This is a genomic window from Pseudomonas sp. LBUM1678 (assembly GCF_059695575.1).
This window is the reverse complement of the sequence record NZ_CP166775.1, coordinates 2,433,475-2,453,884: the sequence shown is the minus strand read 5'-3', so window position 1 is coordinate 2,453,884 and position 20,410 is coordinate 2,433,475. Positions and strand designations below refer to the sequence as shown.

Genomic DNA, 20,410 nt, shown 5'->3' with positions numbered 1-20,410 from the left:
AATCGTAGGTAAATTATGAAATACGACTACATCATCGTCGGAGGGGGCAGTTCTGGCTGCGTCGCGGCGAACCGTCTGGTCGTGGACCACGGCAAGCGAGTGTTGTTGCTCGAGCAGGGCGCAGTGGACAAAAGCATCCTTCTAAAAATGCCTGCCGCAACATTCAAGATGCTTTTTGAAGGAAGTCCTTACGTCAAGCAATATGAATCCGAACCGCAGCTGCGAATGAACGGACGGATAGTGCGAGTGCCACAAGGTAATGTCATGGGCGGCGGCAGCTCCATCAATGCCATGGCCTACACACGTGGCTCGCGCCAAGACTACGAGCGTTGGAACACGGCGCTCGGACAACCGCAATGGGGCTGGGACGTTTTGCTGCCCTATTTCAAACGCCAGGAAGGTAATCAGCGTTTCGATAACGATGCTCATGGTGCCGAGGGGCCGTTGAAAGTTTCCGATCCTCGTTACCGGGTTGAGGCCGCCGACATTTTCGTGCGCACGATGCAGCGGATGGGCCTGCCGTTCCGGTCTGATTTTAATGCCGGAGATCTCTATGGCGTCGGTTACTTGCAGACGTCCACTTGGCGCGGTGAACGTAGCAGCGCCTCAACCGCGTTCGTCAAACCGATTCTGGCCAACCCGTTGCTGACAGTCATTACCGGCGCTCGCGTTGATAAAATCCTCTTCGACAATAACCGGGCCGTGGGAGTCGAGTATCAGCTCAAGCGAACGATGCATCAGGCTTATGCCGAGTCGGAAGTACTCTTGGCTGCTGGGGCTTTTGCGACGCCGAAATTGCTCATGTTGTCCGGCATCGGTCCTGCCCGGCACCTGAGCCAGCACAGCATCGACGTGCGAGTCGATTTACCGGGGGTCGGGGAAAATCTGCAAGATCACAACACGGCATTGCTGACGATGACCACCCAAGGCGCCTACGGCTACTACGGTGAAGACAAGGGCTGGGCAGCGGTGCGGAACGCGCTGCGTTACTTTGCGTTTCATGATGGCCCCGTTTCCTCGAATGGAGCCGAAACGATGGCTTTCATCAACCTGCAGGATCCGCTATCGGATCCGGATTTGCAGATTTACGGGGTCGGTGTGATGTGGCCCATGGAGGATGAAGAGAATGTAACCCATGGTTTCACCTTGATGGCCAATCTGGTGAAACCGCTGTCACGAGGAACTGTGCGTTTACGCTCGGCTAACCCTGGTGACGACCCGCTGATCAATCCTAACTGGCTTAGCGATCCCCGTGATTGTTCGCGCCTATTGCGGGCGCTCAAATACTTGCGCTCGATTGCCGCGACGGAACCATTGGCCGGCATTATCCGCAAAGAGATTCAACCGGGTGCTGATGTGCAGACGGACGAGGCGCTGCTGGCGTACATCAAGCGCACAACCGAGAGCAATTACCATCCTGTCGGCACATGCAAAATGGGCCCTGATTATGATCCGATGAGTGTACTGCACGGGGATTTGCGTGTGAGAGGGGTGACGGGCTTACGGGTCATTGATGCCTCCATGATGCCCAACATCATCAGCGCCAACACGAATGCAGCGGTAATGGCCGTGGCGGACAGGGCCATCAATCTGATGATGACCGTCACACCCATCTGAACACCATCGTTTTCGCAGGGAATCTCGAATGAATGTACGAATGAAACAAGCTATGGCTGTCGTGACATTCGCGCCGGCGTCAGTCGCCGTCTTCGGCGCAGTGAACACTGAAGAACTTTTTTCACGATGGACTTTCATGCTGCTGGCCATTGGATTGTTCTTGTCATCATGGCAAGTGAACCGGTATTTGACGAAGCTGCTGGTAGCCTTTGAACACGCGGTAACTGTCGCGCAGAGAATGGGCTGCGGCGATTTCAGCCAGGAGCCAGTTGCGGCAAGTTGGGGTCGTGGGTGGCAGCTTGCTCAGTCGCTACTGGATGCGCAGTTAAGTTGGCACGCGCAGTGTTTCCAACGCAGCGAAAAGAATCAAACATTGCGGGTCTCGGCCCGATCACTGAATGACCAGGTTCTTTCCATCGCCCACAACACCGGGAGCCAGGCGAATGGCGCTCAGACAATGGTGCAATTGTTGGACTCTATGGGTGTCGCCATCAGTCATATTGCCGGCCAGGCAAGCAACGCAAAAGGTATTTCAAGTCAATCGGAGCTCTTGGCCGATAAGGGTAGCGATGTAATCGCCAATGTTATCAGTGGAGTGGAAGGTATTGTCCAGGCTGTCCATCAGTCTTCTACCCGGATTGTTGCCCTCGGGCAATCCTCCGAGGAGGTCCGGTCAATTATTCAGGTCATCAGAGGCATCGCCGAACAGACCAATCTGTTGGCATTGAATGCTGCCATTGAAGCGGCGCGGGCAGGAGATGCGGGGCGTGGATTTGCAGTAGTAGCCGATGAGGTTCGTCACCTGGCTGCCCGCACCGCGCAGTCCACCAGGGAAGTGACTGACATGATTGAGCGCATAAGGACCCATACAACGCAGGTGGTCGACAGCATGCAAGCTGCAGTAACGCGTGCGAATGATGGCGTCGCACTGGCAACAGAGGCGGGACTCGCCATGCAGCATATCCGCGAAGGCGCACATCGCTCAGCAATAATCGTCGACGAAATTTCTCAGGAACTGAGTAATCAGACGCATACGGCAGCCGAAATATCTTCGCGGGTAGATGGCATGGCAGTAAGGTCTCGCAACAATAACCTCTCCATACAGAATCTAGCATTAGCCTTACAACAACTGGAAGTGGATGTTTTGTCAGCCAGTTAGTTAATGTGGCAACCGATTGCCTACATAAACTTGTTTATAAAACACACATATAAACGTTACGTTAATAGTGTGTGGTCGCCGAGATCTCTCGCAGTGTTTGGGATACTCATGAAGCTTATGATTTTTCTATTACTGTACATTCAAGTAGTAGATCATCCACACAGCGCGCGCCCCCCAGAAATTGTGACGGGTCTCAGTCGACGATTGGTTAGCCCCACGAGCGAATAGCGTTTCTGTAGAGCTTCCTGCCAGCTTTGAGCAGTCACTCCAGTATCCGCAATTGCTGAAGCCGACTGCATGTTCGTGCGGAGTCGACATGTGCGCTAGCCATCAACAGTGCCTGCGGAACAACATCGGTCACTAAAACTAACTGAATACCGCCGTCGTAAAGAATGTCGACTAAATTGAGGAAGCGCTGCTGAACGTCGACCCGCTCACAATTAATTATCGGTACGCCGGTTATGACCAATCGTTCGAAGGTTCGATTGAGCCAGAGGAAATCGGAGCTGGAACGTGGCATGCGGCATAGTTCATCAAAGTCCACCCAAGCGGTGGCTTGCTGCCAGGCCAACAACATCATCAGGCGATGATTGACCTCAACCGGCACGTTACGCCGGGCTGAGGAATCGAGCTGCAAGCGTCGCTCAACCCAGACCGCCTGAGCATCAGCTGCGACCTGAGCCAATTCACCCCAAATATAGCCGCCGTCAGCATCAAGCCGGTAATCCTTGCCACCGTCCAAATGATAAATTTCAAACCGGAACTCAATCATCTCGATTGTCGGCTTGAAGCGGTCCCGATAAAGAGGGTTTGGACACAGCGTTTGAGGGGCGTAGTTGGATGTTGCAACCACTCCGACACCGTGATTGATCAAAAGCGCGAGAAGACGGCCGAGCAAGATCGCGTCACCAATATCGTGCACGTGAAACTCGTCAAAGCATAAAAGCCGGGTGCCCGCTGCTATTTCGCTCGCGATAAGCACCAATGGATCTGGCTGACCCATGATTTGTTTGAGACGTTCCAGAACGTCTTGCAGAAAGGCATGAAAATGCACGCGCCGTTTCTTCTCTACCGGAGCAGCGGCGAAGAAGGCATCCATCACAAAACTCTTACCGCGCCCTACTCCACCCCACAGATAAACGCCAGCTTTCGGAGCACGGAGCCGAACCCGCCGCTCACGTCGCCAGTCAGCAAGCCAATGCTCGAGAACCTTTATGGCGGCCCGCTGGGAGGGGTCGATGCCATAGCCTCGAGCGGTGAGCCTTGCTTCCATATCCTGTTCGACTTGCGACGAGATGGGCTCACCCTCTTTTTGCACTGCAGCTGTAGGCCTTGAAATAAAAAGGAATCAGGACGGGCCTCAGCCGCGCCGAAAGCACTCTCAGTCGGATACCTCGCACAGCCGCTGAATGATACGGCGGGCCCGATTGGCCCCAATATCCACATGGATGTCGATCATCGGCGAGGCATCGAATTTGCGCATGTTCTGATACTGAGACTCGATGACTACCTTGTCTTCCTCAAAGGTCATCACTGTCTGCTCAAGTACTTTCGCCATGATCACATCCTGGTCCTGTGTCGGATTACTGGCCATAGTCCAGAAGTAGTGGCAACTAGTTTCAGTTTCTGGAGTGATACCGTGGAAACCGCGCATATGAAAACCGCCGCGCTCAGGATCGTCCATAGACTCCGTTCCCTGATCCACACCCCCCGTCCAGATACGTAGATGGTTTACGAAAAACTCGATCTCCTGCCAGCGGTCGATCCGCCCCTTGAACGGATAGGCCGCGCTGTACGTCGGCGGGGGCTCGGATCCGGGCATATGGCGCACCACTCGTACAGTATCGCCCTCGGCTTCCACCTTCATCTGAGCCTTCATGTGGACGCTGGCATTGCCACCGATAGTGCGAAGATGGACATATCCCAAATGGCTAAGATCCATCAAGTTGTCGTGAACAAGCTGCCACGGCGCGTCGTAGTGAAAGACACCGCCATCAAACAGATATTTACCACTGCCATGGACGTCGTAATCAGGCGGCTCATGAGTCGGAGCGGGATTCCCTTTGCTGCCAAACCACATCCATACAATGTGATTTCGCTCCCGCACATGCCAGGCCGATACCAACGCCTTAGTAGGGATTTTATCTTGCCCGGGAATCTCGATACACATGCCCTGTCCGTCGTACAGAAGGCCGTGATACCCGCAGCGAATACCCTGCGCTTCTAGCGTTCCATCGGACAACGGAAGCGCGCGGTGACAGCAACGATTTTCCAGTGCAGCCACTTGCCCATCGGCCGTTCTAAACAGCACTACAGACTTATTCAGAAGCATTCGACCCACTGGTTTATCTTTCAGCTCCGAGCCGAGCGCAGCGACATACCATTGATTCAGAGGAAAACTAGAGGGGCGGTGCTCGACTTGGCTCGACTTTATATCGAGTTTTTCAATGGATACAGACATGATGCTTCTCCACTTTTTATGATTATTAAAGGCATAGACCTGCACACGGAGGTTAGAAGTCAGGCCAAGGACCCTCAGACTCCGCTTCACGCTCTGGCCAGCAGGTTCAGACCAGAGCTTGACACTGCGCCGACCGACTTGAGTGTGGCGTTTTGGCCACGGGTAGCGCATCGCGAAACTGGCGACGCCGGGGCGGCGCTCACCAAATCAAAATGCCGAGTCACGTTCTGGCGGCGATCTTGTTATTAACTACACCCATGCAGACCAATAAACAGCACTTTCTCAATCAGCAAAGCGCTGGCGGACGTTTTTTACGACACCGTGGCTTTTTATTGCCATGGCACCGACTAGGTAGAAACTGATACTCAGTCAATTTGGTTGCGGTGTCAACCATTTCTGCATGAATAAATATTCTTTCGCTTCCGTCTCCCCGTGGCTGATTGTGCCGAGGTAACATCCCGCCCCAGCGTGGCTAACCCAGCCCGTCGTTCCTTAATCAGAGAAGCAACATGCCTCACTCTCCGCATCTCAACTTGTCCCGTTATGTCCCTGGGCTACTCACGTTCCTTTCGAACAAGCTCTCGTCAGGTGCGTCGACTTGCTACCGAAAACACTTCGGCGTAGGGGTAGTGGAATGGCGGATGCTGTCGATGCTGGCTGTGGAAAACCCCATATCCGCCAACCGGATCAGTCAGGTGATTGGGCTCGACAAGAGCGCGGTGAGTCGTGCGCTTCAGGATTTGGCAAATGCGGGCTACGTAAAAGTACAGGCCGATGAAAAAGATGGACGCCGCAATATGGTCAGTCTTTCAGTCGAAGGTGAGGCACTTCATGACCAAATTTTCGCAGTAGCGATTGAGCGGGAAAAGCGACTTCTAAGTGATCTCTCCCCAGCCGAAATCGATACTCTGGTGAACTTGCTCGGGCGCTTGCACGCACAGGTAGGGTACGTTAACGAGTACGAGCCAGAGAACGACCACTAAGCGCTCTAATGGTGGCTCGAAGAGATTTCTGTGGATGTGAGCTCTACCAATCTGTCTCCGTCGCACTGCGCACCTCACTAGGTACGACGCTCGACACTCAGTGGCTCATTCGCCGAGAGTCATTTCCCGCAGTGTCAATGCGCGAGGTGTATGGCAACTACCGTAGAGGCCTTCCATACATCGGGATCGGGCTCGAACGTTTCACGCCAATCACGAACGGAGGGATCTTGGCGCTGGAGGTGTCGGTAGCTTTTGTTTTGTAGCTGACGCACACGAGTGTTGCAGCCGGTTACTAGGATGGATCAAACAGCCCTGATAGAAAAAGGTCGTACCGAAGCCGGTCGGTATCCGATCGGCTTTCTTTCTCGGATGCAAATTGCACCCTTGACCACCCGTTTGCGTTACATATGCCCCCATTTGCGTTCGACCTGACCAGTCAAATGCACCGTATTTGTACAGCAATATTCGCGGAGACATGACCGGCAGAGAACGGCCAAAAGCAGTCAGTCCGACTGGACACTCGGCACTCTCGTTTCAGCCATCGATGTCCAAATAAGAGCCACAAGTGCTGGTGGAAACCAGCTTGCAATTCTGACCAAGTTGCGACTTGACCCGTTTGAACGTACCGGCTGGCCGGAGAACCAGACGGCTGAGGGTTCCCAGCAGTATTTCGACTGGTTCAAGTATCAGTTCTGGCGTTTCGTGTTTGTCCAGCAGCAAGTCGCCAAACTAGCTGAAACGGCGATTGAATACCCACCTATGCAAAAAGGCGCGAGCTTCAATCTCGATTCTGTCAAAGCCAAGATCGAAGCGGCCCGGGCGGCGATGGCCAAGTAAGCGGTCGAATACAAGGGTGGCTGGTGCTGGCCACCCGCGTTCGTGACTGATATTGCTGAGGTCACCCTATGCGAATAAATGCATCCGCCCTGCCCGCACCCAACCTGTTTGCCATGCGCTGGGTGAGTCCGTCGTGGAACCCGAATGCTTAGGAGGGTTGAACCGCTTACTTCAGAAGCACCTGCGTATCGTTTGTCTCAACGCGACACCAACACACCATTTATGGGACAGGTTGATGGGGCCGTACTCCTCGGGTGGAAGTTATCTGTTCGATTGTCCGGTTCAGAAACGCCAGGTCATGTTGCCCGTGAGGGCATGAATCCAGGCATCGCTGAACTCGCCCGAGGTGCGATCGCCAGACAAGGTTTTTGTCTGATCTACAGCCATATCGCCCAGCCAGAGGGAGACCCAGCTGAAGTTCACGTCAGTGTTCTGGTCCAGGGCATAGCTGAGTCCGGCAGCAAAGCGCCAGGCATCACCCATAGGAACAGTAAAGGTCCGGTTGCCATCGGAGACTGCCGAGGTGTCATAGGCGATACCGAAATTCCATAACAGATTTTGCGTCTGCTGGTATTGCGCACCCACAGCCAGTTGATAAGTGTCCTTGAAGTTGGCATCAACGGTACTCGATTGCGCACCGGCAACTGAAGTATCAACTTCGACGTTAATCTCACCAAACTCTGACCAGTCTTGCCAGTTCGCCGTGGCCAATAATGCCCATTGACTGTCAAGTTGCTGATACAGACTAAGGCTGGCAGTTTGTGGAACTTGCATATCAAGCTTGGTATTAAGACCATTGAGTCGATCCATCGATGGGCCAGTGCCGTTCACATCCAGACGATCCTCGAAGTCCAGATCGACCTTGCTGGTATAGGCCAGGCCAATCCGTGTACCAGGCTGTGGCGCATAGATCACGCCAAGATGGGCGCCATAGCCCAAAGTGCTGTCTTCGTACTTGTATTTACCGTCCGAGCGCTCAGTCAGACCGAATGGCCCGCGATTGATCGCCGCCTCTGATTGCAACATGCCGTACATGGCCTTGAACCCGCCCCCCGCCGACCATTCATCGTTGAAGCGATAGGACACGCTGGGGACCAGTGACAGACCGGCAATACTGGCGTTTTGCACGAAATAACGTCCGGACCAGTCATTGTCGTAGTTTTCTGCCAGCCCGAAGTCGCCATAAGAGCCAAAGCCGACGCTCCACTGCTCATTCAATTGGTGGCTGATGAAGAAGCTGGCGGCCGGTATCGGGTCGAGCACATTGCCGCTGCCGGTACCTGGAGTATTGGTTGCACCGTCCCGGTCAAACGTCAGGTTGCCGAAAAGAATCTGGGCGCCGGCGCTGATCTGAGTGCCAGCCAAGTAACTCAAACCAGCAGGGTTACTGGCGATCGTTGAAGGGCCCTGCGCCCTAGCCGCTGCGCCGGCGTTGGCCAGCCCGGTGTTGTCCGTGGCGATCTCATACAACATGAGCCCGCCGGCAACTCCCCGCTCACTGATGGAAAGTGTCAGCAGTGCAAGGGCAGTGATCGACAATGCAATTTTGTTCGACTGCATGACGCCCCTCACTGAGGATTTTTAATCACTATGGTTCAGGTAAAATTGCAACCGGTTTCTTTTGGCGAACTTAAGTATTGCTGAGGATTCGATATTGTCCATATGTCCATATGTCCATGTGTAATAACGGCGCCCAGCACCAAATGTGGCTGACCTGATATCAATGGCTGATGCTCTCGAATGAGTGAAACTGTTAACTAAATGAGACACCGAAAGGCGTTATGGCCGTGCACATTAGAAATACTTAAAGCGCTGAAAAAATCGCAGAGGTCATTTGTCTGTTGTGACGAAGAGCGCCTGAAACAAACTCAGCCCACTTGGCTGGACGAGCGAGATTATTGATCTATGCTGAATCATCAATATCGTCCACAAGCGGGTGTGATATTCGATGTTTGCGTTGATCGTGTTTTCCGCGCCATATAAATACGCGGTATGCGTAACGCACCTTCTTTAGGCCCATCAATTCCAAAACAGAATTAAAGCTATAGCGACTTAAGTGTGTTGCCTGGTTCGGCGTCGCACGCCGCCTGGGTGATGGATCAAACATCTAGGAGGTCCTATGCGCAACGTCAAACTGGACATCGACTCACCAAAAGGCGGACTGCTCAGCATCTTGGTATTCGCTATTTCCGCAATCGTCATGCAGCAGGCCAGTGCGGGCACCGATGAGATTAACGGTGTACCGGGCTCGCCCAGCGCCACGCTGAATATCAGCGGTGAACAGATTCCTGCACCTCCCTCAAAATTCGAAGGCAAGATCGAGCGTAACGCTGCGCAATCCAAACCCTACTGGCCGCCTCGTATCGAGCCACACAAGGGAGCGCCAAACGTATTGCTCATCATCACTGACGACACAGGTTTTGGCACACCCAGCACTTTTGGTGGGGTAATACCCACTCCTACCCTTGATCGGGTCGCTCGGGAAGGACTGCGCTATACGAACTTTCACTCGACAGCATTGTGCTCGCCCACTCGCGCGGCGCTACTTACTGGGCGTAACCACCATTCAGCTGGCTTCGGCGTCATCTCTGAGCAATCATCTGGCTACCCTGGCTATAACAGCATCATCCCACGCGATAAAGCGACAATCGGACGAATGCTTAAAGACAACGGCTACCGCACTGCGTGGTTCGGCAAAGATCACAACGTTCCCACCTTTCAGGCGAGCCAGGATGGCCCCTTCGACCAGTGGCCGGTCGGAATGGGCTTTGAATACTTCTATGGCTTCATCGGTGGCGACGCCAACCAATGGGCGCCGAACCTGTTCCGTAACACCACCCAGATCTACCCGTTTGTAGGCAAACCCGGCTGGAACTTGACCACGGCGATGGCCGACGACGCAATTGCCTATGTGAACCGCATCAATGCGCTTGCACCCGACCAGCCGTTCTTCGTCAAGTACGCCCCCGGAGGTGTCCACGCGCCACACCACCCGACACCCGAGTGGATCGAGAAAATTAGCAAGATGAGGTTGTTCGACCAGGGCTGGAACAAGCTCCGGGATCAGATTTTCGAAAACCAGAAAAAGCTCGGCGTGATTCCAGCCGACGCCAAGCTCACGCCGTGGCCTAAAGACCTGCTCAAAGATTGGGACACGCTATCGCCGGACGAACAAAAAATGTTCATCCGCCAGGTCGATGTATTCGCAGCGTACGTCGCTTATACCGATCACGAAATCGGCCGTGTCATCCAGGCAGTCGAAGACATGGGCAAGCTCGACAACACCCTCGTCATTTACATTAGCGGCGACAATGGTGGTAGCGCCGAGGGCACGTTGCTCGGCACGCCAAACGAGGTCGCAAGTTTCAACGGTGTGGACGTGCCGGTCGCCGACCAGCTCAAGAGCTTCTACGATGATTGGGGCTCCGACAAAACCTACAATCACATGTCGGTGGCGTGGTCTTGGGCATTCGACACCCCCTTCTCCTGGACCAAACAGGTTGCCTCACATTTCGGCGGCGTGCGGCAAGGCATGGCGATCATGTGGCCGAAGGTGATCACGGACAAGGGTGGTATCCGCAACCAGTTCCAACATGTCATCGATGTCGTACCGACAATCCTCGAAGCGACGCAGGTCAATCAGCCCAAAGTGGTCGATGGCATCACGCAGAGTCCCATCGAGGGGACCAGCATGATGTATACGTTCAACAAAGCAAATGCCGACGCGCCCTCGACCCACAAAACTCAATACTTCGAAATGATGGGCGACCACGCGATCTATAACGACGGTTGGATCGCCAGCTCGAAAGTAATGCGACCACCATGGATCATCGTCGGTAACGTGAGCCAGGACCCGGCCGCTTTTCCCTGGGAGCTCTACGACCTCAATAAGGACTGGACTCAATCCGAAGACGTCGCCGCCAAATATCCAGAGAAGCTGAAGGAAATGCAAAATATCTTTTGGGCAGAAGCGGAGAAATATCAGGTGCTGCCACTCGACTCGACGGTTGCGACGCGATTGGTGACGCCGCGTCCGAGCCTGACTGCCGGACGTAACGTGTTCACATGGACGTTGCCGCTGACGGGTATTCCGAACGGTGATGCGCCCTCCGTTCTCAATGCCTCTTACACTTTCAAGGCCGAGGTCGATGTGCCAACCGGCGGTGCCGAAGGCATGTTGATCACCCAGGGTGGTCGTTTCGGTGGGTACGGTTTCTACCTGCTGAAGAACAAACCGGTGTTCCTATGGAATCTGGTGGACCTCAAGCGTCAGCGCTGGGAGGGACCCGAGCTCACGCCCGGCAAACACACACTGGAGTTCGACTTCAAGTACGACGGCCTTGGTATGGGGACGCTGGCGTTCAACAATATGTCCGGCATCGGACGCGGTGGCACCGGAGTGCTGAAAGTGGACGGCAAGTCCGTTGCGGAGCAGAAGATGGAGCACACCATCCCTCTGATCCTGCAATGGGACGAAAGCCTCGACATTGGTTCAGACACGCTTACCGGGGTGGCCGACCAGGACTACCAGCCGCCATTCGCCTTCACCGGCAAGATTGACAAGATCACGTTGACGATCAACCGGCCAAAGCTGACGCCTGAAGACGAACAGAAGCTGTTACAGGCGCAACGGGATAACAAGACCAGCGAGTAACGGGTACCGATGGTGATCCGAAGACGAGGGGGCTGGAGGACGTTTCGGTCGTGGCACCGGGCGATGGCCAATAGTTTTGCAGTGGTCACCGCCAACAGACACCAAGGGGAACGCAGATGCTCATCAGGAAACGGAGTTTAGGCATCGCTTTAGTCGCAATCGGAATAGTGTCTGCCTGCCTGGCTTTTACTGTGTACCAGGACATTCGCGGTCCGTTGCCTTTGACACTCGGTGATGGGAAAAATGGCCCCCTGGATATGGTCTGGATTCCTGCTGGCGAATTTTTGATGGGTAGCGATCATAAGCAGGCGCGACCCAACGAGGGGCCGGCTCACAAGGTTCGACTCGATGGCTATTGGATCGACCGCTACGACCTCACCAATGCCGATTTCGCCCGTTTCATTTCTGAAACGCATTACGTCACCACCGCCGAACGCAAACCCAAATGGGACGATCTGAAAGTTCAGCTACCGCCGGGTACTCCTGAGCCGGACGACAGTGTAATGGTACCTGGGGCATTGGTTTTCGTGGGCACAGACAGACCAATCCCGCTGAATGACTTCAGTCAGTGGTGGGCATTTGTCCCAGGGGCCGACTGGCGCCACCCGTTAGGCCCCGACAGTACAATCGAGGGCAAGGAAACCCATCCGGTTGTTCAGGTTTCACGCGAGGATGCACAGGCGTACGCGGCATGGGCTCATAAGCGCCTACTGACGGAGGCCGAATGGGAGTACGCCGCCAGAGGCGGACTGGAACAAGCGAACTATGCGTGGGGGAATGATTTCTCGCCCGGTGGAGAAAAGATGGCCAACACCTGGGACGAGGTACAACCGTTTCCCGTGACCGAGTCCAGCAATAAATTCAAGATCGGTACCAAACCGGTAGGCAGTTACAGACCTAACGCCTACGGGCTGTACGACATGTCCGGGAACGTTTGGCAATGGGTCGCCGATTGGTATCGTGCCGATGCGTTTAGAGTTGGGCTCAAGCGTCAGTCGGCTGGTGAAGTAGCGGTTAACCCGGTGGGTCCATCCGATAGCTATGACCCAGATCTCGGGGTAACGGCCAACGCACCGCAGCGTGTGATTCGCGGTGGATCCTTTCTTTGTAGCGACAGTTACTGCACGAGCTTTCGAACCAGTGCCAGGCAGGGCGCGGATCCTATGAACTCCATGTCGCATCTCGGGTTTCGCTTGGCGATGAGCAATGACCAATGGGAAAAGAACCAGACTCAGCCACGCGCGGGACCAGGACACTGACGTGAACTTCAGCGGGGTCTCCCTCTGGCTCGGCGACATGCCGGTGGATCAGACAAAAACCTTGTCCGGCGATCGCACCTCGGGCGAATTCAGCAATGCGTGGATTCATGCGCTCACGGGCAACATGACCTGGCGTTTCTGATGTTCTGTTGACGACTAATACGACTTAATCCAAGGAGCATAAAGCACTATGAACCAGTCCCGAAAATTGCTCGTCGGCGCCGCTCTGACCGGGGTTCTGCTCGGCGGTTGCACCTCGAAAGTCACCGAGCGTGAGCAGTACTCCGGCTACCTGTCCAACTACAACAACCTACAAGAAGTCACCACCCCCCAGCGGCGGCACTGCGATGCGTTGGGTGGGTCCGTCGTGGTACCCGAATGCGTATGACACAGTGGCGTTCAACCGGCTGGAACTCTATCCGGCACCTAAGCCCAATGAGCGGGTCAACCAGCAGACACTTAACGATATCCAGAACTACATGACCACAAAGGCCAAAGGCGTGCTAGGTCAGAAATACCGGCTGGTATCCACTACGGACGCAGCACCGGCCGGGTCGAAACCCTTGATCCTCCGCGCGGCCATCACCGGGGTAACCGCTTCGAACGAAGGCATGAAGTGGTATGAAATAGTTCCGGTCGCTGCCGTGGTCGGGGCGACACAAGCGGCCACCGGCCACCGGCCACCGGGACCAAGACACTAACTTGTTCATCGAAGCTGAGTTTATAGACGCAAACACCAATCAGACCGTTGCCAAGGTGGTGCGCAAGGTGTTCGGTAGCCAGCTTTCGAACGAGAGCGAGAAAATCACCACCAAGGACTTCAAAGCCGCGATCGACAAATTGAACGCCGATCTCTGGGCTTTCATCCGTAGCTAAGCCACGCTTCAATCGTCAACACTCGTTGGCGGTTGAATATCCCTCAACGAGAGGACACCCGACATTTGAGCTTGTTCATCGCTTCGACTCTAAACATTACACTGGCCATTACTGAGCGCAGCGCTCTTCGCGAGCGTACTCGCGCTGAGTGCTTGCGCAACGGTCGATGCCCAGACGACTGCTTATGTCAGGGTTGAACACCCTGCGCCAACGTTGGCCAGCGAAGTACAGATATTACGTGTGGAGCCCCTTGGCCCAATGTGCGACTGGGCGAAATACTGATCGATGCCAGGTGTCGACCCGGCGGCGCCGATCACGCAGGTCGAACAGAAAATTGCGTGAACAAGCAGCCACTCTCGGCGCAGACGCAGTGGTCGTCGTTTACGACCAGATTCAGCCCGTCGCCGCCTACGTGACAGGCCCACTGTAGAGCCGTGACATAGAAACGATCCAGGGACGCAAGCTCAAAGGCATTGCCATCCGATTTCAATAATGAGGTGCACAGAATGAAAACAATCTTGTCCTGGCTGACGCTTACGTTGGTGGTTGTGCTGATCAGTGCCTGCTCCACCGTGGGATCAACCGATGGCGGTGCCGGTGAAGTCGAGATTCGCTCAGGGAAGATCGAGCATATCTCGCTGACGCAGATGCAGACCAATCACGACAGTGGCGTAGGCGCTGTTCTCGGTGGCCTTGGCGGTCTTGGTATCGGTAGCCTGATCGGTCGTGGCACCGGACGCGACGTCGCCATGGTTGCGGGCGCTCTCGCTGGCGCTGTCGGCGGCAATTACGTGGAGAAGAAAAAATACGACCAACCGATAGAAGCGCAACAGATCATCGTGCGGGTCAAAAGTGGCGTGCTGGTATCGGTTACCCAGCCGATCAATCCATCCCTCGGTAAAGGCATGAATGTTTATATCCAAGGCTCAGGTAATGACGCTCGAGTGGTACCGCAAGGCGGTTAAGGTTCACTAGGTGTTCGGTATTCCTCCGAACAATATGCCTTCAACAGTTACACTTGGAAATCACCGTATTAGTACCATGACAAGCAACCTCCGAAGACATGAGATCGAGGTCGACAACTGATGGGCATGGAAGGTTTGGCGCTGAAATCGCACTACACTCCACCACAGCAGTAAACGATTTATACGCGCCGCTCGCAACGCGGTTCGAACGGACTGCTTGGCATGGTTGACTCGCGATTTGCATGCGGCGCGAGCCTTCCTCACTACGGCAGGAATTCCGAGGTGATTCGATGCGCAATTTTCTCTCATGAGCCATGTAGCTATCGGACTCATCGCCTTCGTCGCTATCTTCGGCGGCGCTCTTGTTGGCATCTTTTCTGCGAGGGTTTTGCCCGAGCATCACCTCAGCAATGAGTCGCGCAATGCGATCTCCGTTTCAGCGGCGATTGTCGGCACGCTTTCGGCCTTGGTGATCAGCCTGATGATCTCGACGGCAAACAGTTCGTTCTCGACACGGTCGAGTGAAGTATCCAGGATTGCCGTCGACATCGTCCGTATTAACCGAGTGATGCTGCGTTACGGACCAGAGGCGGAGGATGCCCGCACTAAGCTGCGCCTCTACGCGAGGGCGAAAATGCAGGAATTGTTTCCAGCGACGGGTAAACCCTTACATTCAACTGAAACGACTGTCGGAATGATGGAGGCGATACAGGAATCGATTCTATTGCTTGTTCCGACTGATCCGAGACAGCGCTGGCTTCGCTCGCAGGCGCTCACACTTTCAGACGATGTTTTACAGGCGCGCTGGCTGCTGGCGGAACAGCGTGCCAGCAACATTCCGATGCCGTTCCTGATCCTGTTGATCTTTTGGCTTAGCCTGGTTTTCGCCAGCTTCGGTTTGTTCGCACCTCGAAATGCCACGACTATCGCCGTTTTCTGCCTCTGTTCGGTTGCGGTTTCGGGAGGCATCACAATGATTCTGGAGCTGGACTCGCCCTTCTCCGGCCTCGTCCATGTCTCCGGTGAGCCGATGCGCCAAGCGCTGGCCGAGATCATCCGTTGATTAATTAGTCGAGGACGGGGTCGGTCAGCACATAAAATTCGCTTAGCCGAAGACCTCGTTATCCCCGGAACCGAGACACTCGAATATCTCCTTTTAGCGGTGACTGCATGGCCGGATCGATTGTGGACTGTCACGATGGACCTGTTTGGGTCGTTCTCTGCCGGTCTGGGCCACGAAACGTGCTGGTCAAATCCGATGCAAATGACTGGTCAGGTCAAATGCAAATGGGTGGGCAAGTCTGTGCAATTACCCAGCAGGCAACATAGGTCGTTTAGCGGACAACGGCGGCCTGAAATATGCCCTAATTTTGCCCTAAACGTCTCAGTGCGATTGGCGGCATTCGGCCGGTCGTGACAGGCAGAAAACGGCCAATTCCCGCCGATGCTGACCGGCAGCTATGGCTCGATTGCTGCCCTTCGCAACAGGCAGGAAACGGTAATCTGTGCTGACCACTGATTGCGTCCGAGGCGATCTCACTGTATCGACGCAACCGGCGAAAAACGACCCATAGCTGCCCGTCCCGGGATGCAGCAATCGACCCTAAGCAGCCATTCAGGACTCTCCTGCACGCATGAGTGATCGTAAGCATTGAAAGACTATCCATTAGTCATTTGATATGTCGGTAGACCTTTGTTGTGCGCAACGAGAATCCTGCCCCCTCGTATAAACGATGGGCAGATTCACGATCTGGGTTGGATGTTAAATCCAGTGTTTTCGCGTCGAGGTCATGGCTTTTTTCTATTGCTGCTTCTATGAGTGCTTTGCCGATCCCTTGGCCTCGAACACTGGCATCTACTACGACGTCTTCGATCCACGCACGAACGCCTGTCGGAATACGAAAATGAATTAAGGTTAGCGCCCCCAAAATGCTTCCTCCACTTGCTGCTCTCACGACTAATAAATGGGAGCATTCGGAATCCACGATCTGCTTCAAATCTTCCATTGTCATAGCTTGAGCGTTTTTGGAAAGCTGCAGGAGAAGGTCATTCAGAGATCTGAGCAGTATAGGATCGGTCTCTTGAACCACCTCGACAATAGCGGATTGGTTTGTCATTAGAGATCCTCAAGTGAAGGGGGGGTAAAGCTTCAACGGTTCATTCGACACATTATCCCAAAGGTTCTGCGAGTGACCGCTTCTGGCCGTTTCTGCCTATCGCGAATTACCGGTTTGGCTCGATTACAGCCGTTCGTGGCGGGCAGAAAAACATCGCTCGCAGGGTTGCTCCGTGGCGTATGGAACCCGATCGCTGCATATATGACTAACGAGTGAATCTTAAAAGTCAGCGAGTAATCACATGCATATGTCAGAGACGTACCAGATCATGGAAGCACTATCTGCCAATGACGCGAACCTAAAGCTTCACGAGGGATGGAAGCTCATTAGCGTCGTGGTGACCACACATCCAAATGGCCAGCTTCACCCATGCTACATCCTTGGTAAATCAAAAGCGGTGCATGAAGCCCCTTCATCAGATTGATCGTGGTTAGATACGAAAAGCTATTCGATTGAAGCCCAAAAGCTCGCGCGTCATGCGGGCTTTTTTGATGCGACATCTAGGCTCATCACGTGACTCTAACGATTTTGGCTAGCGAATGAGACTAACGGCGGTGGCACGGATCAGAATTTCTTCCTGTTGAAAACGCTCTTCAAGATCGCGCTTGAAGCTTTGCCACCAAAGCCGATCAACAGCTTCAACTATGACCTCATAAACGATGATGTCGTCCTCTGCACGCTCGTTATCTTCCTGCAGTGAAATACCTTTCGCCGGATTGCGAGTGAAAGCAGTCACTCCTCCGAACTGCTCGGCCAACTGCTCGCGTACACGGCGAAAAAGCTCGATGGGCTGAGGCGTGCCATCGTTCGTGTTGAGCGGCAAAAAAATCTCGATCAGGTGCATTTGGATAACCTCGATATCTTAAGAGGTCGTTTCGTGAAGGCAGATGCCTGTTCATAGGATCACTTATGCCGCCTCTCGCAGGAAAATTTCGATGGACGTTGAGCACCAATTCCTTCGAAAGCGGTAAAGCGATGTTTAAAATCCTGGTGATCGGCACGCGCCGCTACGATAGTGCCCACACCCCAACATATACGTTGCTGAGTTTTGAGCCAAGACTCGGATCTCAGTATTGGCCGGTAATACGAAATCAAGCCCCAAAGGTTCGGGGCTTGATAGCGTAAGACGGCATCAGGATTTGCGTCCTCCACCTCCGCTCATCCCATCGTCCTTGCTCCCCATATCAGATGATTTATCGCGGTCATCGGAAAGAGTGCTATCGCGTCCGCTTCCTTTTCCACCGGGGTTGGATTGATCAGCCTTATTGGATTGTTGTCCGCCTGAAGCCTGGCCGCCTTTTTGGCCTCGTTTGGACATGTTTTCTTTATCGTCGGCGAATTCGCCTCCGCGATTCGTACCCTGCCCGCCTCCGGACATGCGATCGCTATCGCGGGATTGTTGTCCGCCGGAAGCTTGACCACCTTTTTGGCCTGCTTCGGACGCGCGTTGTGGATCGTTGGCAAAATTTCCGCCTGAGGCTTCTCCACCTTTCTTACCGGCTTCGGAAGCCTTGTCACGGTCATTAGAAAAATTGCCTGGATTTTTGTTTCCTGTATTAGCCATTTTTGTTCACCTCTACATCGTTCGCACGAGCATGGGCTCGTCTAATTCGGAGGACGCACAAAACAGAAAGTTTGAACGGATTATTGGGCTTGCGACGAGTGGATTTGGACATTTGGTTCCATAGAAAAAGCGTGCATTCGATGGATGGCGTGTGCCTAATAGACGCGCAACTGACGTCGGATTCAGATCAGAAGGATCGATGTTTACTAGACTTAATAATTCGTAGAAGTCCTCCATGTTCATCACACTCAGGAGGTCAATCGATGACTGAACACATCGTGCACTTTCATTGCCAGATAGATCAGGGAACGACTGAACGCTTCCGGGACTGTTGCCTCGAAGCCATCGATCACGGCGCCACCTCTTTGCTCCTCAATCTGTCTACAAGCGGGGGCAGCACCAACTTTGGCTTCACCCTCTACACGTTCCTGAAATCATTGCCAGTACCGCTATGCGCGATCAACGCGGGCAACATCGAATCAATGGGCATCATCATGTTTTTGGCAGCAGGCCGCCGTATCACCTCGCCCCACTCACGCTTCCTGATTCACCCGATGAATTGGTACTTCAGCCAAAAATCAGTCGACCATCAGCGTCTGCGTGAATACCTGTCGAGCCTCGACAACGACCTAGCGCGTTACGTACAAATTTTCACACTCGAAACTGCTGACGCAGAGACCAAACTCGATATTTTCCATTGCCTTTCGGCGGAAGAGAAAGTTATCGCTGCACATGAATCCCTGGCCTACGGCATTGCTCATGAGATGCAGCAGATGGTATTCGCCGATGATGTAAAACACTGGAAAGTAAGTGGTGGATGAGGGCGCTGCGGTCGTCATAAGCAGGCAGTTTAGAAAGACCGAAACACTAGCGCTTCCTTACCATAACCACATAAGACAAAAGTCATTTGGATGACTTCCGTCGAAACAAGCGGCCATGCTATCGACTTTAGAAATCCGCCACTTAGTGGAGCAAAGTTTTCTGCCCTCTCGTTGCGAATGCACCGTTGATCCAGGAGCCGCTTTGACGGCACGTTTTTTCACGATGCTTCGAATCAAGAATTACTCGTCGTCACTGAAATCTCGGTGACTCAGCTCAAAAATGGGGACGCCATCGCAAACCTTGTTGCTGGACTAAAACAAAATCTTGAACTCGTTACTACTGCTCCTGGCTATACAGCCCCTTAAACTGATTCTAATGCTACGCTTTGATTTCGTCGAATAAAGATGAAAGGACTCCAATCGGAACCTCATTCCTCAGATGGAGGATAACCTATGATCTTGGGCAATTATTCCTTCGCATGTTCCCTCAGTGATCAAACGCTGCACTTTGCTCAACCATAACGGTTGGCTGCCCCTACGTGTTGCCTTGTGGCCTGATTCCGCCCCGGACAATGACCATGACAAACGAACGATACTGAGCGAGCCAGAGCGCTATCTGGTACTGATCTTCGTTAATAAGAACGGCAACGCTCTAGGGTTTGCCGAGGCGTCGATCCGAGCGGACTACGTCAACGGTACAAGCTCCTCACCCGTGGCCTTTCTCGAAGGTCTGTACGCCCGGCCCGCCGGTCGGGGCCAAGGCATAGCACGGCAACTCGTGGTGGGTATCCAACTGTGGGCAGAAGAAATGGGCTGCACTGAACTGGCTTCGGATGCACTGCTGGATAATTAGGGAAGCCATGCCATGCATGAGGCCTTGGGCTTCGCAGAGACCGAACGGGTGATTTACTTTTTGAAGCCTTTGGGGCTATCAAAGCGTAGTTAGTAGCATTCAAGGCCTGACCCGTTGGCCACACGACCGCTCTTTTTTCGCTCAGTGACCCAGAAGTTTTCTCCGACCTAAAGGATAGGAGAGTTCGGTAGCGATGACTCATTCAGTTGAGAATTCCAAGCTGCACACGCGTCCGAATGTTGGT

General features: G+C 53.9%; 13 protein-coding genes and 7 pseudogenes. 14 read left to right on the top strand and 6 right to left on the bottom strand.

Features of this window, described 5'->3' with window-relative positions; genetic code table 11:
- Positions 1–15: 15 nt before the first annotated feature.
- Together ACA070_RS11235 and ACA070_RS11230 are read left to right on the top strand one after the other, a co-directional pair.
- Positions 16–1,617, top strand: coding sequence for a GMC family oxidoreductase (locus ACA070_RS11235; protein ID WP_497451159.1), 1,602 nt, complete (start codon positions 16–18; stop codon positions 1,615–1,617).
- A gap of 28 nt (positions 1,618–1,645) precedes the next feature.
- On the top strand, positions 1,646–2,776 hold the full coding sequence (locus tag ACA070_RS11230; protein ID WP_497451158.1) for a methyl-accepting chemotaxis protein: 1,131 nt from the start codon (positions 1,646–1,648) through the stop codon (positions 2,774–2,776).
- 262 nt (positions 2,777–3,038) lie between these two features.
- On the opposite strand, the gene zapE is transcribed toward ACA070_RS11230, so the two are convergent.
- Both zapE and ACA070_RS11220 read right to left on the bottom strand, forming a co-directional pair.
- On the bottom strand, positions 3,039–4,049 hold the full coding sequence (gene zapE / locus ACA070_RS11225; RefSeq protein ID WP_497451938.1) for a cell division protein ZapE: 1,011 nt from the start codon (positions 4,047–4,049) through the stop codon (positions 3,039–3,041).
- Positions 4,050–4,157: 108 nt separating this feature from the next.
- Positions 4,158–5,237, bottom strand: coding sequence for a Rieske 2Fe-2S domain-containing protein (locus tag ACA070_RS11220; RefSeq protein ID WP_497451157.1), 1,080 nt, complete (start codon positions 5,235–5,237; stop codon positions 4,158–4,160).
- 641 nt (positions 5,238–5,878) lie between these two features.
- On the opposite strand from ACA070_RS11220, the gene ACA070_RS11215 reads away from it, so the two are divergent.
- Both ACA070_RS11215 and ACA070_RS11210 read left to right on the top strand, forming a co-directional pair.
- Complete coding sequence (locus tag ACA070_RS11215; RefSeq protein ID WP_497451156.1) at positions 5,879–6,220, top strand: MarR family winged helix-turn-helix transcriptional regulator; 342 nt, start codon at positions 5,879–5,881, stop codon at positions 6,218–6,220.
- Positions 6,221–6,802: 582 nt separating this feature from the next.
- Positions 6,803–7,057 (top strand): annotated as a pseudogene (locus tag ACA070_RS11210) (arylsulfatase); the annotation flags it as partial.
- 282 nt (positions 7,058–7,339) lie between these two features.
- Here ACA070_RS11210 and ACA070_RS11205 read toward each other — a convergent pair.
- Positions 7,340–8,617, bottom strand: coding sequence for an OmpP1/FadL family transporter (locus ACA070_RS11205; RefSeq protein ID WP_497451155.1), 1,278 nt, complete (start codon positions 8,615–8,617; stop codon positions 7,340–7,342).
- A gap of 559 nt (positions 8,618–9,176) precedes the next feature.
- On the opposite strand from ACA070_RS11205, the gene ACA070_RS11200 reads away from it, so the two are divergent.
- The 7 genes and pseudogenes from ACA070_RS11200 (at position 9,177) to ACA070_RS11170 (ending at position 15,874) form a co-directional block, all read left to right on the top strand.
- The gene (locus ACA070_RS11200) at positions 9,177–11,711 is read left to right on the top strand and encodes an arylsulfatase (RefSeq protein ID WP_497451154.1); all 2,535 of its coding nucleotides are present in this window, start codon (positions 9,177–9,179) and stop codon (positions 11,709–11,711) included.
- A gap of 116 nt (positions 11,712–11,827) precedes the next feature.
- Entirely contained in the window at positions 11,828–12,970 is a 1,143-nt protein-coding gene (locus tag ACA070_RS11195) for a formylglycine-generating enzyme family protein (RefSeq protein ID WP_497451153.1), read from the top strand.
- Positions 12,957–13,112 (top strand): annotated as a pseudogene (locus tag ACA070_RS11190) (transporter); the annotation flags it as partial. The gene ACA070_RS11195 and the pseudogene ACA070_RS11190, both read left to right, overlap by 14 nt.
- A gap of 48 nt (positions 13,113–13,160) precedes the next feature.
- Positions 13,161–13,846, top strand: a pseudogene (locus ACA070_RS11185) (DUF3313 domain-containing protein).
- A gap of 111 nt (positions 13,847–13,957) precedes the next feature.
- A pseudogene (locus ACA070_RS11180) lies at positions 13,958–14,339 on the top strand (hypothetical protein).
- A 13-nt stretch (positions 14,340–14,352) separates the two neighbouring features.
- A complete protein-coding gene (locus ACA070_RS11175; protein ID WP_497451152.1) occupies positions 14,353–14,811 on the top strand; it encodes a glycine zipper 2TM domain-containing protein in 459 nt (152 codons plus the stop codon).
- Between the two features lie 307 nt (positions 14,812–15,118).
- A complete protein-coding gene (locus tag ACA070_RS11170; protein WP_497451151.1) occupies positions 15,119–15,874 on the top strand; it encodes a bestrophin-like domain in 756 nt (251 codons plus the stop codon).
- A gap of 607 nt (positions 15,875–16,481) precedes the next feature.
- On the opposite strand, the gene ACA070_RS11165 is transcribed toward ACA070_RS11170, so the two are convergent.
- The 3 genes and pseudogenes from ACA070_RS11165 to ACA070_RS11155 all read right to left on the bottom strand — a co-directional run.
- Positions 16,482–16,928, bottom strand: coding sequence for a GNAT family N-acetyltransferase (locus ACA070_RS11165; RefSeq protein ID WP_497451150.1), 447 nt, complete (start codon positions 16,926–16,928; stop codon positions 16,482–16,484).
- Positions 16,929–17,460: 532 nt separating this feature from the next.
- Positions 17,461–17,772, bottom strand: a complete 312-nt coding sequence (locus ACA070_RS11160) for a hypothetical protein (RefSeq protein WP_497451149.1) — start codon at positions 17,770–17,772, stop codon at positions 17,461–17,463.
- A 558-nt stretch (positions 17,773–18,330) separates the two neighbouring features.
- A pseudogene (locus tag ACA070_RS11155) lies at positions 18,331–18,492 on the bottom strand (con-10 family general stress protein); the annotation flags it as partial.
- A gap of 263 nt (positions 18,493–18,755) precedes the next feature.
- On the opposite strand from ACA070_RS11155, the gene ACA070_RS11150 reads away from it, so the two are divergent.
- From ACA070_RS11150 to aac(6'), 3 genes and pseudogenes are all read left to right on the top strand, one after another.
- Positions 18,756–19,313, top strand: a complete 558-nt coding sequence (locus ACA070_RS11150; RefSeq protein ID WP_497451148.1) for an ATP-dependent Clp protease proteolytic subunit — start codon at positions 18,756–18,758, stop codon at positions 19,311–19,313.
- A 115-nt stretch (positions 19,314–19,428) separates the two neighbouring features.
- Positions 19,429–19,679: pseudogene (locus ACA070_RS11145) on the top strand (DUF1652 domain-containing protein).
- Between the two features lie 124 nt (positions 19,680–19,803).
- A pseudogene (aac(6'), locus tag ACA070_RS11140) lies at positions 19,804–20,259 on the top strand (aminoglycoside 6'-N-acetyltransferase).
- The last annotated feature ends 151 nt before the right edge of the window (positions 20,260–20,410 follow it).

Excerpts from the sequence above, each read along its gene's own strand:
- ACA070_RS11235 (WP_497451159.1), top strand. The coding sequence starts at position 16 with ATGAAATACGACTACATCATCGTCGGAGGGGGCAGTTCTGGCTGCGTC.
- ACA070_RS11230 (WP_497451158.1), top strand. The coding sequence starts at position 1,646 with ATGAATGTACGAATGAAACAAGCTATGGCTGTCGTGACATTCGCGCCG.
- zapE (WP_497451938.1), bottom strand. The coding sequence starts at position 4,049 with ATGGAAGCAAGGCTCACCGCTCGAGGCTATGGCATCGACCCCTCCCAG.
- ACA070_RS11220 (WP_497451157.1), bottom strand. The coding sequence starts at position 5,237 with ATGTCTGTATCCATTGAAAAACTCGATATAAAGTCGAGCCAAGTCGAG.
- ACA070_RS11215 (WP_497451156.1), top strand. The coding sequence starts at position 5,879 with ATGCTGTCGATGCTGGCTGTGGAAAACCCCATATCCGCCAACCGGATC.
- ACA070_RS11205 (WP_497451155.1), bottom strand. The coding sequence starts at position 8,617 with ATGCAGTCGAACAAAATTGCATTGTCGATCACTGCCCTTGCACTGCTG.
- ACA070_RS11200 (WP_497451154.1), top strand. The coding sequence starts at position 9,177 with ATGCGCAACGTCAAACTGGACATCGACTCACCAAAAGGCGGACTGCTC.
- ACA070_RS11195 (WP_497451153.1), top strand. The coding sequence starts at position 11,828 with ATGCTCATCAGGAAACGGAGTTTAGGCATCGCTTTAGTCGCAATCGGA.
- ACA070_RS11175 (WP_497451152.1), top strand. The coding sequence starts at position 14,353 with ATGAAAACAATCTTGTCCTGGCTGACGCTTACGTTGGTGGTTGTGCTG.
- ACA070_RS11170 (WP_497451151.1), top strand. The coding sequence starts at position 15,119 with ATGAGCCATGTAGCTATCGGACTCATCGCCTTCGTCGCTATCTTCGGC.
- ACA070_RS11165 (WP_497451150.1), bottom strand. The coding sequence starts at position 16,928 with ATGACAAACCAATCCGCTATTGTCGAGGTGGTTCAAGAGACCGATCCT.
- ACA070_RS11160 (WP_497451149.1), bottom strand. The coding sequence starts at position 17,772 with ATGCACCTGATCGAGATTTTTTTGCCGCTCAACACGAACGATGGCACG.
- ACA070_RS11150 (WP_497451148.1), top strand. The coding sequence starts at position 18,756 with ATGACTGAACACATCGTGCACTTTCATTGCCAGATAGATCAGGGAACG.